19 protein-coding genes are annotated in these 16,549 nt (G+C 43.0%); 13 read left to right on the forward strand and 6 right to left on the reverse strand.

Features of this window, described 5'->3' with window-relative positions; all coding sequences use genetic code 11:
* Positions 1-18: 18 nt before the first annotated feature.
* A complete protein-coding gene (locus PYW33_RS06650; RefSeq protein ID WP_004645261.1) occupies positions 19-1,116 on the reverse strand; it encodes an alpha/beta fold hydrolase in 1,098 nt (365 codons plus the stop codon).
* Between the two features lie 142 nt (positions 1,117-1,258).
* On the opposite strand from PYW33_RS06650, the gene PYW33_RS06655 reads away from it, so the two are divergent.
* From PYW33_RS06655 to trpB, 10 genes are all read left to right on the forward strand, one after another.
* A complete protein-coding gene (locus PYW33_RS06655) occupies positions 1,259-2,446 on the forward strand; it encodes an O-succinylhomoserine sulfhydrylase (protein ID WP_004278701.1) in 1,188 nt (395 codons plus the stop codon).
* A 28-nt stretch (positions 2,447-2,474) separates the two neighbouring features.
* Positions 2,475-2,804 carry a YbaB/EbfC family nucleoid-associated protein gene (locus PYW33_RS06660; protein WP_004278699.1) on the forward strand — a complete coding sequence of 110 codons (330 nt, stop codon included), beginning with the start codon at positions 2,475-2,477 and terminating at the stop codon, positions 2,802-2,804.
* Between the two features lie 13 nt (positions 2,805-2,817).
* The gene (gene recR, locus PYW33_RS06665) at positions 2,818-3,414 is read left to right on the forward strand and encodes a recombination mediator RecR (protein WP_004278698.1); all 597 of its coding nucleotides are present in this window, start codon (positions 2,818-2,820) and stop codon (positions 3,412-3,414) included.
* Between the two features lie 178 nt (positions 3,415-3,592).
* Positions 3,593-4,735, forward strand: a complete 1,143-nt coding sequence (locus PYW33_RS06670; protein WP_004278697.1) for a ribonuclease D — start codon at positions 3,593-3,595, stop codon at positions 4,733-4,735.
* A 130-nt stretch (positions 4,736-4,865) separates the two neighbouring features.
* The gene (locus PYW33_RS06675; RefSeq protein WP_004278695.1) at positions 4,866-5,171 is read left to right on the forward strand and encodes a YcgL domain-containing protein; all 306 of its coding nucleotides are present in this window, start codon (positions 4,866-4,868) and stop codon (positions 5,169-5,171) included.
* Positions 5,172-5,192: 21 nt separating this feature from the next.
* Entirely contained in the window at positions 5,193-5,576 is a 384-nt protein-coding gene (locus tag PYW33_RS06680) for a hypothetical protein (protein WP_004645260.1), read from the forward strand.
* A gap of 20 nt (positions 5,577-5,596) precedes the next feature.
* Complete coding sequence (locus PYW33_RS06685) at positions 5,597-6,448, forward strand: AAA family ATPase (protein ID WP_004278691.1); 852 nt, start codon at positions 5,597-5,599, stop codon at positions 6,446-6,448.
* Positions 6,449-6,461: 13 nt separating this feature from the next.
* Positions 6,462-7,649, forward strand: coding sequence for a vWA domain-containing protein (locus PYW33_RS06690; RefSeq protein ID WP_004645259.1), 1,188 nt, complete (start codon positions 6,462-6,464; stop codon positions 7,647-7,649).
* 115 nt (positions 7,650-7,764) lie between these two features.
* Entirely contained in the window at positions 7,765-8,529 is a 765-nt protein-coding gene (locus PYW33_RS06695; protein WP_004645258.1) for an IS5 family transposase, read from the forward strand.
* 86 nt (positions 8,530-8,615) lie between these two features.
* Complete coding sequence (trpB, locus tag PYW33_RS06700; RefSeq protein ID WP_004645257.1) at positions 8,616-9,824, forward strand: tryptophan synthase subunit beta; 1,209 nt, start codon at positions 8,616-8,618, stop codon at positions 9,822-9,824.
* 129 nt (positions 9,825-9,953) lie between these two features.
* Here trpB and PYW33_RS06705 read toward each other — a convergent pair whose 3' ends face one another.
* The 3 genes from PYW33_RS06705 to PYW33_RS06715 form a co-directional block, all read right to left on the reverse strand.
* Entirely contained in the window at positions 9,954-10,385 is a 432-nt protein-coding gene (locus tag PYW33_RS06705; protein WP_004278688.1) for a CBS domain-containing protein, read from the reverse strand.
* 104 nt (positions 10,386-10,489) lie between these two features.
* Complete coding sequence (locus PYW33_RS06710; RefSeq protein WP_004645256.1) at positions 10,490-10,870, reverse strand: DUF2750 domain-containing protein; 381 nt, start codon at positions 10,868-10,870, stop codon at positions 10,490-10,492.
* A gap of 151 nt (positions 10,871-11,021) precedes the next feature.
* The gene (locus tag PYW33_RS06715; protein ID WP_004278686.1) at positions 11,022-11,255 is read right to left on the reverse strand and encodes an SEL1-like repeat protein; all 234 of its coding nucleotides are present in this window, start codon (positions 11,253-11,255) and stop codon (positions 11,022-11,024) included.
* A 224-nt stretch (positions 11,256-11,479) separates the two neighbouring features.
* On the opposite strand from PYW33_RS06715, the gene PYW33_RS06720 reads away from it, so the two are divergent.
* On the forward strand, positions 11,480-11,839 hold the full coding sequence (locus PYW33_RS06720) for a hypothetical protein (RefSeq protein WP_034436454.1): 360 nt from the start codon (positions 11,480-11,482) through the stop codon (positions 11,837-11,839).
* A gap of 98 nt (positions 11,840-11,937) precedes the next feature.
* Complete coding sequence (locus PYW33_RS06725) at positions 11,938-12,261, forward strand: hypothetical protein (RefSeq protein ID WP_004645254.1); 324 nt, start codon at positions 11,938-11,940, stop codon at positions 12,259-12,261.
* Here PYW33_RS06725 and PYW33_RS06730 read toward each other — a convergent pair.
* Both PYW33_RS06730 and PYW33_RS06735 read right to left on the reverse strand, forming a co-directional pair.
* Positions 12,185-13,759 (reverse strand): M16 family metallopeptidase, encoded by a 1,575-nt coding sequence (locus PYW33_RS06730; protein WP_004645253.1) that lies wholly within the window; start codon positions 13,757-13,759, stop codon positions 12,185-12,187. The genes PYW33_RS06725 and PYW33_RS06730 overlap by 77 nt on opposite strands.
* On the reverse strand, positions 13,759-15,168 hold the full coding sequence (locus PYW33_RS06735) for a M16 family metallopeptidase (RefSeq protein ID WP_004645252.1): 1,410 nt from the start codon (positions 15,166-15,168) through the stop codon (positions 13,759-13,761). Before PYW33_RS06735 ends, PYW33_RS06730 begins: the two co-directional genes overlap by 1 nt.
* Before the next feature lie 177 nt (positions 15,169-15,345).
* On the opposite strand from PYW33_RS06735, the gene ftsY reads away from it, so the two are divergent.
* A complete protein-coding gene (gene ftsY / locus PYW33_RS06740; protein ID WP_004278679.1) occupies positions 15,346-16,449 on the forward strand; it encodes a signal recognition particle-docking protein FtsY in 1,104 nt (367 codons plus the stop codon).
* Positions 16,450-16,549: the final 100 nt, after the last annotated feature.

The following is a 16,549-nucleotide window of genomic DNA, read 5'->3' on the forward strand; positions in this document are numbered from 1 at the left end:
TGGTGCGAGAAATCTGCTTTAAGCATCAAGACGTGTGGAGCGCTGCACCAGCCAGGTCGTCATTTTGGGCCAGAATGTATTGGCTGTTTTCTGGTTCGACATGAGTCCAAGATGACCACCCGGTATAAGAGTAAACGTCTTATCCTGGCTACTTGTCAATTCCATCAAAGGCTTAGCTGACTGTTCTGTGACAATCTGGTCGGTTTGACCTGCACCTACCAATAGGGAGCAGCTGATATTTTTAAGATCAACAATACGACCATCTAAAGTGATAGAACCGTATTTTAAAGGATTTTGCAGCCATAAATGCAGAACCATGTCCTGATTAATCCCGCCCGGATAATCGATCATCTTGTTCAGGAAATTCCCCATGGTGGCATGTTCATAGACATCTTCGACATGATCCAGATTCAGCAAAAACTGCTTCTGGCTTTTTAGCCAGCCAATCGGATCAAGTAATTTAAAGCCCAAGGCATTTACAATACCCGGCGTATGAATATATTGCTTCGGGATCAATCCTTGATGAATGGCCTGTTGCAAATTCTTATTTTTAGAAATCAGTTTATTGGTCGTAGAAAAAAGTTTGCCGACACGTCCTGACGCATAACTGTCGATAGGACTGCCGACCACGATCAGATTCTTGACATGTTCAGGCGAATGCAGGGCTGTATAGAGCGTGACAAACACCCCAGCCATACTCCAGCCGTGTAAGGAAATGAACTGACTGCCTGAATGCTTGCAGATGGTTTCAATGGATTGAGGAATGGCTGCATCGATAAAAGATAAAAAATTCAGGTGACGGTGCTTAAAGTTAAAGCGTTTCCATTCCACCAGATAGACATCAAAACCGCTATGCTGAAAATGCTTGACCAGAGAGCGATAAGGATACAGATCATAGATATCCATATTAATGGCTAACGGTGCGATGAAAACCAGAGGCTCCTTATATTTTTTCTCAGGTGAAGCGTAATAACGAATCTTGCAAAACTCGGTGCCGGCAATATATTCAAAAGGGGTTTTTTGCGACAGGATCAGTGAGGAGGCATTAAACACCCGGGTGCTGAGGTGTTTCAATTTTTTTTGCTGGCGCTGAAAGTTTTGTTTTAACTGAATCATGTAAATAAAATATCCGTATCCGCGGGAGGATTGATCGAAGTCTAAGCAATAATCGCTTATTATGCCTTGACCTGAAATAGCTTAGGCGCTCAAAATGTTGGCAAATTTTTACAAAAGGCAGCCTGAGGGCTGAGGTAAAGCGATGAGCCAGCAAGACGATATTTCTTACCAATTAGAAACTTTAGCCATTCGTACCGGTCATACCCGCACTTTTGAAGGTGAGCATGGCGAACCGATTTTTCTAACATCGTCCTTTGTTTATGAAAATGCTGCAGAAGCCGCAGCTAAATTCTCAGGCCAGGAACCGGGCAATATCTATTCTCGCTTTACCAATCCGACCGTTGCCATGTTTGAAAAGCGTCTGGCTGCACTTGAAGGTGCAGAGCGCGCCGTCGCCACCAGTTCGGGTATGGCAGCCATTATGGCAGTGATGATGGCTTTTTTAAAAGCGGGCGACCATGTGATTTGTTCACGTGCAGTCTTCGGTTCTACGGTTTCCATGTTTGAAAAATATGTCGCAAAATTTGGCGTCAGCGTTGATTTTGTCGATTTGACTGATCTTGATGCATGGAAAAATGCCATCAAGCCTGAAACAAAAATTCTCTTTGTTGAATCGCCATCGAATCCTTTAGCAGAAGTAGCCGATATACAGGGACTCGCCGATATTGCGCATGCTAATGATGCTTTACTGGCGATTGATAACAGCTTCTGTACCCCAGTGTTACAACAACCACTCAAATTTGGTGCAGACCTGGTGGTGTATTCTGCGACTAAATATCTGGATGGTCAGGGCCGCGCCTTGGGTGGTGCTGTCGTAGGTAATCATAAGCTGCTTGAAGAAATTTTTGGCTATGTGCGTACCACCGGCCCATCAATGAGCCCATTCAATGCCTGGGTTTTCCTGAAAGGCTTGGAGACACTACGTTTGCGTATGCGTGAACATTCAGCAAGTGCACAGCAACTGGCTGAATTTTTGAATCAGCATCCAAAAGTGGAAAAAGTATATTATGCGGGCCTGCCTGAGCATGTCGGTCATGAACTGGCAGCCAAACAGCAGAGCGGTTTTGGCGGTATTGTGTCTTTTGAAGTGAAAGGTGGCCGTGAGGAAGCATGGACTGTCATCGACAATACCCAGTTTATCTCGATTACCGGCAATCTGGGCGATGTGAAATCGACTATTACCCATCCGGCAACCACGACACACGGTAAATTGTCGCCTGAAGCCAAAGAAGCTGCCGGTATTCGCGAAGGTTTGATTCGCGTATCTGTTGGTTTGGAAGAGATTGGTGATATTATCCAGGATATTCGTCGCGGTTTAGACCTGATTTAATTTTATAAATTTATGTTCGGAGATATTTATGAACATTAACATGTTGATGCAGCAAGCTCAGCGCATGCAGAAAGAAGTTGAAAACAACGTAAAAAAAGCCAAAGAAGAGCTTGCGCAAACTGAAGTGCATGCCGAGGCGGGTGGTGGTCTAGTGAAAGTAACCATGACTTGCCGTAACGTGGTGAAACGTATCGAAATCAATCCTGAATTACTTCAGGATGATCCAGACATGATTGAAGACCTGATTGCAGCTGCAATGAATGATGCAGCACGTCAGGCAGAAGTGGTATCTGACGAAAGAATGAAAGCAGCAAACTCAGGCATGGGTTTGCCGCCTGGTCTTGCAGGTATGTTCTAAGGAAGAATGCGCAATGTTTAGTGATCGTTTTGATCAACTCGTTCAAGCATTACGCATTTTGCCAAGCGTTGGGCCGAAATCGGCTCAACGTATGGCATTGCATATGATCATGAAAAATCGTGAGGGTGCTATTGGTCTGGCACATGCGCTGACTGAGGCAACCAATTACATTCATGAATGTTCAGTCTGTCATTCTTTGACCGAAGACGAAGTCTGCAATATCTGTACTTCGCTGGATCGTGATGATGAATTGCTTTGCGTAGTAGAATCACCTGCAGATGTCATGGCGATTGAACAAAGTGGCAGCTTCAGAGGTAAATATCATGTATTGGGTGGACATTTATCGCCACTGGATGGTATTGGTCCCGAAGAAATCGGTATTCCGTACTTATTGCATCGTTTGGCCAATGGTCAGGTGAAAGAAGTGATTCTGGCAACCAATGCCACGGTAGAAGGACAAGCAACGGCACATTATCTGGTTGAGGCCAGTAAGCATTTGCCGATCCAGATGACCCGAATTGCCCAGGGCGTACCACAAGGTGGTGAGCTGGAATATGTCGATAGCCATACCTTGAGTCAGGCAGTACATAACCGGATGCGCATGAAGTAAGCTGAGCTTAAATATCTTGTTAGTTTTAATATAAAAAAGATATTAATTAGAATATAAAACCTGATAAGTAAGCGCCATTTTTTAGGAAATAGGGCAGAATTGACGTTATTTTTTATACAAAAATTCTATAGATCAGTTAATATGGATCTATCGAGAATCTAATCTTAGACTCAGTTCTATGTTTCAATTTATTCAACATCAAAACGACTTAACTCATGTACTGAAGCTGATGGATCAGAATTCAGTGTATGGGCTGGATACCGAGTTTATCAAGGTTGATACCTTATGGCCTAAGCTGGGTGTTTTTCAGATTAACGTAGACAACAAGGTCTATTTGTTGGATGGAACCACGCTGGATCTGACTGAGTTCCTTAATAAAATTTTTAACGCACAGCAGAATATTTTTCATGCCTGTAGTGAAGATATCGATCTGATTTATCACTATACCCAGAAGAAATCGCTGAGTAATGTGTTTGATACCCAGGTCGGCATGTCATTTTTGGGGCATGGTCTGCAAGTCAGCTATCAAAATGCGCTGAAGCAGATGCTGGAAGTCGATATCGAAAAAGACCAGACCCGTTCTGACTGGCTGGCGCGTCCACTCAGTTCCGAACAGTTGCTCTATGCTGCCAATGATGTACATTATCTGGTGCAACTGTCAGAGAAAATCAAACAGGATCTGGATTCGAAAGATCTGCTGGATTTTGCTTTGCAAGATTGCCGTTTTTTGACTCAGGAAATTGGCGAAGATACACCAACCGCCTTGTTGTATCAGGATGTCGGCAATTACCGGCATTCACGCCGTCAGTTGATGCAATTGCAGCAACTGATGGTCTGGCGCGATCAGATTGCCAAAGCACTAAATCAGCCACGCAGTTTTATTTTAAAAAATGCCAGCATGATTGATCTGGTGGAAAAGTTCCCTCGCAATAATTTCCAGCTGAGTCATGTGAAAGACATTCGTTCGAATGTGGTTCGTGAGCATGGTAAAACCATTTTAGATTTACTGAAATTCCTGCCGGAGCCGGCAAATTGGCCTTTACGTCTGGCACGTCCAATTCGCCATTCTTCCAAAGATATTGGCGAAAAAATTGATTCAATTATTCAGAACGTCGTCAATGAAACCTCAATTCCCAAAGAAGTGCTGATGCGCAAGAAATGGTTGAATGCACTGTATCAGCATGTAGTTTTTCACAAGGATGAACAGGATCTGCCGGATTATCTGCTTGGCTGGCGCTATGAGTTATTAACTCAGCCACTGATTCAGGTATTGCATCAGGATGAATCTTATCTGTCTACCCAGATGAAAGTTAGCGAGTGATTGGCTACAGGAATGGTTAAAGAAAAAGCAATTATACAAAATCACGACTGATGCATGAGACGTGGCTAATGTTTCTGTCTTTTTTTTGATGTATCCTTGCAGTTGTTTTTCCAGAAAAGTCGTTTGAAATATGCAAGTGTCTATCTACAAATCCAGCAAAAAAAGTGAAATGTATCTGTATGTGGCGCGTCCTGCGAATGAAAGCGAAGCTGAAACATTCGAGCCTTTAAGTGTATTAACTGAAGCAGTACAGGCAGCATTTGGACGTGCGACTTTTGTCATGCATCTTGAATTAAGTGAATCACGTAAACTGGCACGTGCCAATGTCTTGCATGTTATGGATTCTATTGAAACTCGCGGTTTCTTCCTGCAAATGCCGCCAGAAGGCTTGATTGATCCAAATGCTGTGGCACCAGAAGGTTTACGCGGTGCTTAATGTTAATTCAGGAGTTGTGAAATGAATGGTTATGTGGCTGTATTAGACTCAATTCCTGAACAGAGCATTGCCGTTGCAGTTTATCTGCTCGGCAGCCTGATTGCTTTATGGTGCTGGTATAGCGTAACCAAGCGTCTGCCTAAACCTATGGGCGGTTTTTTGTGGATTGTGGCCTTTGCCATTCTATTGACACCGACGGTATCCGAGGGGGCGAATGCATCCATTGCACCCGCGATCTTTGGTCTGTTATTTGGGGTGCTAACCAAAGAGCAATCCCTGGTTTGGATTAATGCGTCACTTATTTTATTTGTCATTGGGATTGGATCTGTGGTTGGCTATTGCTGGTCGACCTATGTGTCGAACAAAAGCAATATTCGTGTTCACGAGAAAAGTTCACCGCTGTAAGTAAAAAATAAGGTTCAATCATGTCTGCTGATATTCAACAATTTTCAGGTACCGATCAGTACATTGCGACTGACAGTTTAAAACTTGCGGTGAAAGCTGCACGCAGTTTGCAAAAACCATTGCTGGTCAAAGGTGAGCCGGGTACAGGTAAGACTTTGCTGGCCGAGCAAGTTGCAGAAAGTCTGGGTTTGAAGCTGATCACCTGGCACATCAAGTCCACTACCAAAGCACAACAAGGCCTGTATGAATACGATGCCGTATCCCGCTTGCGCGATAGTCAGTTGGGTGATGACCGTGTCTATGACATCAAGAACTACATCAAGCCGGGTAAATTATGGGAAGCGTTTACCAGTGAAGAGCGCTGTGTCCTGTTGATTGATGAAATTGATAAGGCAGACATCGAGTTTCCAAATGACTTGCTGCATGAACTCGATAAAATGTCGTTCTATGTGTACGAGACTGGCGAAACCATTACGGCAACTCAGCGCCCAATCGTGATCATTACCTCAAATAATGAAAAAGAATTGCCAGATGCTTTCCTGCGTCGTTGCTTCTTCCATTACATCGAATTCCCGGATGAAGCCACCATGCGTGAAATCATCGATGTGCATTTTGCCAATATCTCGACCACATTGGTCAATGAGGCTTTGCAAGTCTTCTTTAAATTACGTCAGATTCCGGGTTTAAAAAAACCACCTTCAACTTCTGAACTGATCGACTGGCTCAGCCTGCTTATGGCTGACGACATGCCGGAAGATATTCTGCGCAATACTGATAAATCCAAAGCAATTCCGCCCCTGTACGGCGCATTAATCAAGAATGAGCAAGATGTGCAGTTGCTCGAACGTCTAGCATTTATGTCACGTCGTTAAGGGAGAAACACGCATGTTTGTGCGACTGTTTTATACCTTACGCAAATACGGCGTGCCGGTATCGACTCGTGAGCTGATTGACCTGAATCAGGCGGTTGCTGCAGGTCTGGTGTTTGCCGATCAGGATGAATTCTATCAGCTGGCCAAAACCGTCATGGTCAAGGACGAGCGCTATTTCGATAAGTTCGATCGTGCTATGAAAGACTATTTTGATGGTATCGCGACCTTTGATCTGGATGAGCTGCTGAATCAGGTGCATAAGCTGCCCAAAGACTGGTTCGATCTCGAATTACTCGAGAAGCATCTGACCCCGGAGCAGCGCGAAGAGCTGAAAAAAGCCGGATCGCTGGAAGAACTGATGAAAATGCTGGAAGAGCGTCTGCGCGAACAGCATAAAAAACATCAGGGTGGCAACAAGATGATGGGTACCGGTGGCACTTCACCCTTTGGTGCCTATGGCGATCATCCTGAAGGTGTGCGTATTGGCGGGCCGGGGCGTAAGCGTTCTGCGGTGAAAGTCTGGGAACAGCGCCAATATCGAAATCTGGACGATGAACAGATTTTGGGTAGCCGCCAGATGCAGATGGCATTGCGCCGTCTACGAAAATTTGCCCGTCAGGGTGCTGCTGAAGAACTGGATATTGACGGGACGATTCGTGAAACGGCCAAGCAGGGCATTCTGGATGTACAATTGGTACCGGAGCGTCGTAACCGCATCAAAGTTTTAATGCTGTTCGATGTCGGTGGTTCGATGGATGCGCATATTGCCCAGTGTGAAAAGTTGTTCAGTGCTGCGAAAACCGAATTCAAAACCCTGGAATATTTTTATTTCCATAACTGTCTGTATGACTATGTCTGGAAAGACAATGTCCGTCGTTCCAGTTCACGTATGAATACCTGGGATTTGTTCAATACCTATGGGCGCGATTATCGCGTGATTGTAGTCGGTGATGCCAGCATGGCACCCTATGAGCTGAATTCTGTCGGTGGTTCGGTTGAATATATGAATGATGAGGCTGGGCAAGTCTGGTTGCAGCGTCTACGTCAGCATTTTGATAAAACCGCTTGGCTGAATCCTGAAGAAGAAAAATACTGGCATTACACCCATACTATTGGTCTGATCCAGCAAATATTTGAAAATCATATGTTTCCAATGACGCTGAAAGGCATTGAAGACATGACTAAATATCTGGCGCGTTAATTCCATTTATCTATAAGTGACTTTAGTTAGAGTTATTAGGGTCTGTTGACATTTACTGTTCAAAAAAATAGCGAGAAAGTAAAATTTAATCGCCAAACTAAATTTACTTCTCGCTATGCCTCGTACAATGCTGAATGATCAACACTGGTCTAAGTTACTTTCTATTTTCCGAAATTTTGATATCTATTTCAAATCTAATTTGAGAAATTTTGTCGAAGCAATACTTTATAGAATAAGAACAGGCTGCCCATGGCGTGATTTGCCTAAAGAATTTGGTTCGTATAACTCAATCTTTAAAAAATATAATCGTTGGTGTAAAAATGATAAGTTAATGAAAATATTTAAATTAATTTCTTCAAGTGCTGATATGGAATGGGTTTTTATTGATGGTAGTCATGTTCGGGCACACCAACATTCTGCTGGAATAAAAGATCAGGATATTTCTAAAAGCATTGGTGGAAATAGTTCTAAAATACACTTAGCTGTTGATGCGGATGGCAATCCAATCGAAATTATTATCTCCGATGGAACGATACATGATGTCAAGATTGCTCCCAAAATGATTGAAAAACTTGATTTGAGTGAAACGGAAGTATGTTGTGCAGACAAAGGATATGACTCTGAATCATTAAGAGAACAAATATCTGCGAAAAAAACTAAAGCGAATATTCCAAGAAAATCAAATACTCAGTCAAATAATGATCATATGGATTGGTATTTATATAAAATCAGACACTTAGTTGAGAATGCATTTTGTAGGTTAAAGCAGTTCAGAGGAATAGCAACACGATATGATAAGCTAAAGTGTAGCTATGAGGGGGCAGTTGCATTAGCTTGTATATTTATTTGGCTACCTTTATCGGGTAAATTCTATACTTGAAATGTCAACAGACCCTAGTGATTTAAAAAAAATTATTCTAGTATAAAGTCACTCATTATCTCTTATTTAAAATTTCAGGCATGATTATGGCTCATCAAATTAATGGTATTGCGTTACCGAATGAAGAGGGTTTTTTTGGTCAGTATGGCGGTCAGTTTATTCCACCCGATCTGAAACAGGCCATGGATGATATTAATGTGGCCTATCAGGAAATTCGTCAGACTGAAGAGTTTCAGAATGAATTGAAAGATCTGTTTGCCCATTATGTCGGTCGCCCAAGTCCTTTATTTCATGCCAAACGTCTTTCTGAACAGCTTGGCGGGGCGCAGATTTATCTGAAACGTGAAGATCTGAACCATACCGGGGCGCACAAGATCAATCATTGTCTGGGTGAAGCTTTACTTGCGAAATATATGGGCAAGACCAAAGTCATTGCAGAAACCGGTGCCGGCCAGCATGGTGTTGCTTTGGCAACTGCATGTGCCTTGGTGGGTATCCCATGTGAAATTCATATGGGGCAAGTAGATATTGAAAAAGAGCATCCAAACGTCGTCAAGATGAAAATTCTGGGTGCCAAGCTGATTTCTGTGACTCGCGGTACAGCCACACTCAAAGATGCAGTCGACAGTGCTTTTGAAGAATATTTAAAAGACCCGAAAAACTACATCTATGCCATTGGTTCGGTAGTCGGGCCGCACCCATTCCCGATGATGGTACGTGATTTCCAGTCGATTATTGGTGATGAGATTAAAGTTCAGGCCAATGAGCGTTTTGGTGCAAATCCTGACTATGTTGTTGCCTGTGTCGGTGGGGGTTCCAATGCAGTTGGCGCATTCACTGCATTTTTAAATGAACCCGATGTGAAACTGGTTGGCGTTGAGCCGGCAGGTCATGGTTTAGATACCGATATGCATTCAGCTACTTTGACCTTAGGTAAACCGAGCCAGTTACATGGTATGGCCTGTTATGTGCTAGAAGATGAACAGGGCGAGCCATTGCCAGTGCATTCAATTGCTTCTGGTCTGGATTATCCGGGTGTGGGGCCGCAGCATAGCTTGCTGAAAGATTTGGGCCGGGTAGAGTACACTACAGCAACTGATCAGGAATGTCTGGATGCATTCATGACACTGTCACGCGTAGAAGGCATTGTACCTGCATTAGAAAGTTCGCATGCGGTGGCTTGGGCCATTCGTGAAGCAGGGAAACTGCCAAAAGATACCAAGATTGTAGTGAACTTATCGGGTCGTGGTGATAAAGACTCAGATTACGTCGCAGAAAAATTAGGTCTAAACTGATTTTATTCAGAATGTTCATATAAAAAATCCCGGTACACATACCGGGATTTTTTATGGATCAGATATAAAACTTTATCTTGGTGTCACTTAAGTGATCTTCAAATGCCTTAGAGAAAGCTAGATGATGTTTTAACCTGAGATATATTGCTGTAACTGTTCAATCAATTTGCGTTGGTCATCCATGGCCGCTTTGACCAAATCCCCAATTGAAATCAGACCGATCAGTTTTTCATGTTCGACCACGGGTAAGTGGCGTAGGTGGCGTTCAGTCATCAAAGATAAACAGTCTTCTACGCTAGTAGCTGTATTTACGGTAATCACTTTAGAGGTCATGATCTCATTAACAGTGGTGTCGAATGAGGTTCTTTGCATCAGGGCGATCTTACGCGTGTAATCCCGCTCTGACAAAATCCCCACCACATTGTCTTCATGGGTTACCACAAGCGCCCCGATTCCTTTATCCGCCATCAAGGTGATGGCTTCTAAAACAGTAGAATCTGGACGGATGGTATAAATAGCTTGATGCATTTTTTCACTGAGCACCTGTGCCACATTGGTCATGCTTAATCATCCTTATTGGTTAATTTATTATTAATCCTAGAGTATGTATTCAACCTGAACATCTCTAAGTGTTTAGGTTTTAGTCTTTATAAATAGCATGTTATTTAAGCAATGTGCAGTCTTTGTTGCGAAAAAAACAGATGACGCATCTGTGCAGCAGTCAGTTTGAGTTTGGTTCCATTGGTGTTGAACAGGGCTGGCGTAACATTCAGTCGCGACAGGGTCGGCAATAATGCATTTTCAAAATCTTCAGAATTGATTTTACGCGGGATGTAATCCGGCCAATGCTGCTGGGCATAATTTTTAGCATCCAGCGGATTGAGCCAGAATGGGAAGATGCAGTCTTCCTGGTCACGCATCATCGCCCAGCCTTGGTGATATGCACCCCATAGCTCGCCACAATTCATCAAAGATTTAAGCATCGTGATCTTTAACAGAAAGTTTTTGCAGATCGGATCAAATTGAATAATTTTTCGTGGTTTCATTAGAATAAAGTGCTATTGGAGTTCAGGCTCTATTCTAGAAACTTTATATGAAATTACTGTTTCAGCTTTGCAAGGATTCGTAAGAAAATATGTATTGATTGCTACTTATTGAAAAAAGGGCATAAAAAAACGCCACCTAGGTGACGTTTCTTTATGCTTGCATGGTGGCCATGTTCTGCCAGTACTGGGCTTTGAGTGAATCTCGTTCTACACGGAAACCTTGATAATAAAGTTCTGCTAAAAAAAGCGCTGCTTTACCATGGCCAGCACGAGCGGCTTCTTCAAGCTGTTTTACTGCATCAGCAAAGTTCATTTGCGATTGAATGGTATTCACGGCATCTGCGTACAGATGTTCCAGATCGTGTTGAGAGAGTTGTTGTATCATATAAAAACTCCTTAATTTTAATTATGATTACAGGATAGACTATTTAGTCTAAATACAAATATAAATTAGTATTGTTAAACTAATATTACAAAATAATGGAAAAGTCAACTATTCGATTTTATTTGTTTACTTAAGTTATAGTTTAACTGATTAAACTATACACAACTATAAATATTATTAAGCTACATTGTAAATGGATAGCAAACAATAAGGAGAAGGCCATGATGACAAGAACTTTAGATGGTGTGAAATTTGATATGCCTCCGACTGCAGGTCAAATTATGGAACTTGCCGATTTGCATCGTAAAAAACTCGATCAAGCTATATTCAGTAAACACACCCATCTGGGTGATTATGGACTGGCACAACGTAAAGAAGTCTACGACTTTACCCGTGCGCTGGATGAAAACCAGCGTGAGCAGTTTTATAAGCTTTATAATGGTGAGCTGGTCCGCATTGCAGATGAGGATCGTCTGCATCCGCCTGAAGCAGAAGCGGGTTTAAGTAAATTTGCAATTGCACTGGTATTGCTTGTTGTTGCATTGGTGCTGTATTCAACAATTATTACCAGAATCATGAATTAGTCCTCGAAATAGCAGGATTCAGCTCTTATGAATATTCAGTGCGCTGACTTGAACTTATGTAACTGCGACCATACACTACCTCTAACCTGAGGTAGTGTATGTCTATAGATACAGAAAAACTAAGCCAATTTTTCAGCAGAATCAAACTGGAACAGATTTATAACAGTGTGGTTATTTTTATTATTGCGATCATTCTACTTTTAGCCGCATTTGCTCTATATCGTCCGTTGAGCATTGCTCAAGTCACCCAGATTCAGCAACTGTCTAAACAGCAAAACCTTCCCCAAACTCAGGATATGGCACTCGCTTTATTAGAGCAGCAGCATATCCGTCGTGGGCAATATCTTAAATTGATGCAGGCTTATCAGCAGGAATCACTTCGGGCACGTCAGCTTCCGCCGGTTTCTGTGGAGATGCCTTAGGCATAGGGTTTGTTGGTAAGTAATAATTGGCATCCATTAAATTTCGCTCCAAACGCATTTTCAAGGCATTTTGATCCAGTTCTTTGTTGACGACGACTAGGGTTAAGCGATCAGGATGAAAATGCTTGCGCACTGCATTTTGTACATCTGCCGCTGTGATTTTAGCCAAGCGTTCTGGATAACTGGATAAATAATCAGTTTGCTCACTATAAAAACCCATATTGCCTAGCTGGGCATTAATGGTGGCATTACTGCTGTAATTATTAGGAAAAGCACGTAACATGCCTGCTTTGGTTTCTTCCAGACGCTGAGTATCAATAGGTTGGCTGACAAAGTTGATAAAAGCCTGATGTGCGACCTGAATACTCTCCAGCAGTTGATCCTGACGCGTGGAATACTTAAAGCTGAATACGCCGGGTGCCTGACTAAAGCTCAATGAACTATAAGCGCCATAAGTAAAACCACGTTTCACCCGCAGTTCCTGCATCAATACCGCATTAAATCCGCTACCGCCAAACATGCGATTGGCGACTTCTAAAGCCAGTTTATCTTCAGTAAAGCGGGTTGGGCCTAAATGCCCAAAGGTGACATGCGCCTGAGACGAGTTATAGGGTAGATGTACCACTTCAAAACCAGATTGAGTTTCAGGTTGTGGCAATCGCACTGCTTTTTGCCCTTGGGGTAAATTACCGGCAATGCGTTCAGACAGTTCCAGTGCCTGTTTCGGGCTGAGTTTTCCAGTAATGGAAATATTCATATTTTGCGCCACCAAAAACTGATCACGAAATTTTTTCAATAATTCTGCGTTAATTTTCTTGGTACTGCCTTGGGTACCAGTGATTGGTTCTGCATAAGGGTGTTGACCATATAGGGCACGATAAAAACGGATATCCATGAGTCGGCTTGGATTTTCCTGCAGCTGTTTTTGTCCCACTTGGGTATTGCTTAAAGCCAGATTAATGCTGGATGGTTTAAATGATGCATTCTTGAGAACCTCCATCAGCATGCCCAATGCGGGTTCCAGTTTTTCCGGGTCTGAAAGCGTACGCAGACGAACCACAAACATATCCCGATAGGCTTGTACGCTGAATTGTGCTCCGGTTTGGTCAAAAACTTCCGCCACCTGATTGGCGCTATATTTGTCGGTTCCTTCACGCATCAACTTGGCTGCCATATTGGATAGACCATACAGACCTTTGGTAATTTCCTGATCACGGGCCGAACCGGCATTAAAGGTCAGCTGGATATCCACCATGGGAAGATCCTGCGTTTCAACAAATAGTGTACGTACTTTGTAGCGATTGTTCAGGTCATGAATATAAGGCGCCTGAAAACCCCGTTGCTGATTAATATTTTTTAAGCTTTGTAGCAAGGGGATAGACTGTAACTGACTTGGATTATCATTTTGGTCAGGTTGAGGATCCAGATAGTTTTCTGCATAGGTAGCCGAGCTCAGACTTAAAATTGAAATAAGCAAAAATGGACGAAGTTTAAGCATTATAATCCCCGTTGCTGGGTGTTTTGTTCAGGTAATAGATAAAGTGTGCTGAGATTTTCACGCACAAAATAGGCGTTGGCGACACGCTGGATATCCTGAATACTGACACTTTCAAAGTGTTTCGGTAATTCATCCATCAGGCGATAACTCAAGCCATTGACCTCCAGATTGCCAATCATTTTAGCTTGTCCGGCAATATCATCCTGGCTATAAATTAAATTGGAAATAAAGCGGGTACTGATACGATCCACTTCCTGTTGGGTCATCGCGGTAGTTTTAAGTAAATCTACTTCATCCTGAATTGCTTGTTGTGCTTCTTGCAAAGAGATGCCCGGTGCAGGTAAGGCAGAAATACCAAACAGGCTGTCGCCGCGATTATAGGGATCATAAGAAACGCTGACAGAGGTCAGAATTTTACGATCACGTACCAATCGGTCTTGCAGACGCGAAGAAATGCCACTGTCCAAAAGACTGCGAATAATGGTCAAGGCATAAGCATCTTGGGGGTTTTTGGCAGTGCCAAGGGATTTTACATTCCAGGTCATGTACAGATTGGGCACATGAACATTGCTATTAATCTCCATATGCCGATAGCCTAAGCGTTCAAACTCCAGTACATCATTGCGTGCTGGTGTTGGGCGTGCGGGAATGTCAGCAAAATATTTTTGTACCTGAGCCAAAGCAGCTTCAGATTCTACATTTCCAACAATCACCAGAATGGCATTATTCGGACTGTACCAATCCCGATACCATTTTTTGACATCATTCAACTGAATATTATTCAGAGTTTTCATGTGTCCAATCACCGGCTGACGGTAGTGGCTGGTCGGATAACTGATCCATTTAAACCGTTCAAAGGCTTGCGCACGCGGATTGTCATCGGTGCGCTGGCGCCGTTCTTCCATGACGACTTTAATTTCTGGCTCGAAGTCCTGCTGTCGAAGTAATAAATTACTCATCCGGTCAGATTCAAGTTCCAGGGCCATAGGAAAATAGGCCTTAGGATAAAGCTGATAATAATTGGTGTAATTGGTAAAGGTGGCCGCATTGATACTGCCGCCATAAATCCGGCTAAGACGGGTAAATTCATCATTTGGGACTTTATGAGTGCCTTTGAACATCATATGTTCAAGTGCATGGGATACCCCCAGAATATTTCCGGATTCATCACTACTGCCGACTTTGTACCAAATTTGTGTCATTACCATGGGCGCACGATGGTCTTCCCGAATAATGACTTTTAAACCGTTACTTAAAGTGGTTTCAAAAGTAGTCCGTGACAATTCGCTTCGGGTTTGTGCCTGAACCGAGTTAAAACTCAGGCTAAGCAAGACTGCTGCACCGAGTGGATAAAGCATCTGTTTGATCATTTGCGAGAAAGAGGAGATAGTCAAAAAGGTGATGAACACTAGATCTCCTGAAATAGGCGTTTGTATTTAGAGTTATTTTTAATAAATGCGTGCTTGAAAGCAACCGAGAGCTGTAGCTTTTTGGTATGTTTGTCCAGCATTTGCATTGCTAGCTGCAAAGCAGGCAAGTTATGGTAGAATCTGGGTTTTTAACGCAATGCTTTTCAAGGATTCGGCATGCAACAGCAATCTAATGGGCAAAACAAATTTTTGATTGATGCTGATATCGGAGATGATGATGTCACATTACCGAGCTTACCTGCGGTCAATGTGCCTATCGTAGAAACGCCAAGCGAAACAGCTGTAGTTTCTGCACCTGTCGAAACAGAAACTGAAAATGAAGATTCTGCGGCGAAAGGTGGCTTCTTTAGCCGTATGAAAGTGGGTTTAACCAAAACCCGTAAAAACCTTGCCGATGGGATGGTAAATATCCTGATCGGTGGTAAAGAAATTGATGATGAATTATTAGAAGAAGTCGAAGAGCAGCTTCTGGTGGCCGATATCGGTGTGGAAGCCACCAAGACCATTATCGCTAACCTGACTGAACGTACGGCACGTGGTGATTTGATCTATTCGCATTCACTCTATAAAGCGCTTCAGGAAGAACTGGTGGCTTTATTGGCACCACGGGTAAAACCGCTGCATATTGATCCGAATAAATCGCCTTATGTGATTCTGGTAGTTGGTGTGAATGGTGTCGGTAAAACGACTACCATTGGCAAGTTGGCAAAGCGCCTGCAAGGTGAAGGCAAGACCGTCATGTTGGCAGCAGGCGATACTTTCCGTGCGGCTGCAACTGAACAGCTCCAGATCTGGGGTGAGCGTAATAATATTGCGGTTGTTGCTCAGGGTCATGGTGCTGACTCAGCTTCAGTGATTTTCGATGCTTTTGAAAGTGCGCGTGCCAAAGGTGTGGATGTATTGATTGCAGACACAGCGGGCCGTTTGCATAACAAAGGTCATTTGATGCAGGAATTGACTAAAGTAAAACGTGTAATGCAGAAAATTGATGCCACTGCACCTCATGAAGTGATGTTGGTGGTCGATGCCGGTACTGGTCAGAATGCTATTAATCAGGTCGAGATGTTTGATGAGGCGGTAGGCTTGACGGGCTTAACTATTACCAAACTTGATGGTACTGCCAAAGGTGGGGTACTGTTTAATATCGCCAGTCGTACTCATGTGCCGATTCGCTTTATTGGTGTGGGTGAAAAAATTGATGACCTGCGTCCATTCTCTGCCAAATCTTTTGTTGCTGCATTATTTGAAACTGAAAAATAAATAATGTGCAATGCTTCACATAAACTCCGCCAAGTGCGGAGTTTGTTGTTTTTGGCTGGTTTGAGTGTTGTAAAAACCGACAGTAAAACCACCACTAAAT

Origin of the sequence: Acinetobacter lwoffii (assembly GCF_029024105.1) — a bacterium.
Classification (GTDB): domain Bacteria; phylum Pseudomonadota; class Gammaproteobacteria; order Pseudomonadales; family Moraxellaceae; genus Acinetobacter; species Acinetobacter lwoffii.

Bases quoted from the DNA above. Each gene is read 5' to 3' on its own strand.
- PYW33_RS06725 (WP_004645254.1), top strand. From the start codon at position 11,938: ATGTCTATAGATACAGAAAAACTAAGCCAATTTTTCAGCAGAATCAAA.
- PYW33_RS06715 (WP_004278686.1), bottom strand. From the start codon at position 11,255: ATGATACAACAACTCTCTCAACACGATCTGGAACATCTGTACGCAGAT.
- PYW33_RS06685 (WP_004278691.1), top strand. From the start codon at position 5,597: ATGTCTGCTGATATTCAACAATTTTCAGGTACCGATCAGTACATTGCG.
- PYW33_RS06675 (WP_004278695.1), top strand. From the start codon at position 4,866: ATGCAAGTGTCTATCTACAAATCCAGCAAAAAAAGTGAAATGTATCTG.
- PYW33_RS06690 (WP_004645259.1), top strand. From the start codon at position 6,462: ATGTTTGTGCGACTGTTTTATACCTTACGCAAATACGGCGTGCCGGTA.
- PYW33_RS06655 (WP_004278701.1), top strand. From the start codon at position 1,259: ATGAGCCAGCAAGACGATATTTCTTACCAATTAGAAACTTTAGCCATT.
- PYW33_RS06650 (WP_004645261.1), bottom strand. From the start codon at position 1,116: ATGATTCAGTTAAAACAAAACTTTCAGCGCCAGCAAAAAAAATTGAAA.
- recR (WP_004278698.1), top strand. From the start codon at position 2,818: ATGTTTAGTGATCGTTTTGATCAACTCGTTCAAGCATTACGCATTTTG.
- PYW33_RS06670 (WP_004278697.1), top strand. From the start codon at position 3,593: ATGTTTCAATTTATTCAACATCAAAACGACTTAACTCATGTACTGAAG.
- ftsY (WP_004278679.1), top strand. From the start codon at position 15,346: ATGCAACAGCAATCTAATGGGCAAAACAAATTTTTGATTGATGCTGAT.
- PYW33_RS06680 (WP_004645260.1), top strand. From the start codon at position 5,193: ATGAATGGTTATGTGGCTGTATTAGACTCAATTCCTGAACAGAGCATT.
- PYW33_RS06695 (WP_004645258.1), top strand. From the start codon at position 7,765: ATGCCTCGTACAATGCTGAATGATCAACACTGGTCTAAGTTACTTTCT.
- PYW33_RS06705 (WP_004278688.1), bottom strand. From the start codon at position 10,385: ATGACCAATGTGGCACAGGTGCTCAGTGAAAAAATGCATCAAGCTATT.
- PYW33_RS06710 (WP_004645256.1), bottom strand. From the start codon at position 10,870: ATGAAACCACGAAAAATTATTCAATTTGATCCGATCTGCAAAAACTTT.
- PYW33_RS06730 (WP_004645253.1), bottom strand. From the start codon at position 13,759: ATGCTTAAACTTCGTCCATTTTTGCTTATTTCAATTTTAAGTCTGAGC.
- PYW33_RS06660 (WP_004278699.1), top strand. From the start codon at position 2,475: ATGAACATTAACATGTTGATGCAGCAAGCTCAGCGCATGCAGAAAGAA.
- PYW33_RS06720 (WP_034436454.1), top strand. From the start codon at position 11,480: ATGACAAGAACTTTAGATGGTGTGAAATTTGATATGCCTCCGACTGCA.
- trpB (WP_004645257.1), top strand. From the start codon at position 8,616: ATGGCTCATCAAATTAATGGTATTGCGTTACCGAATGAAGAGGGTTTT.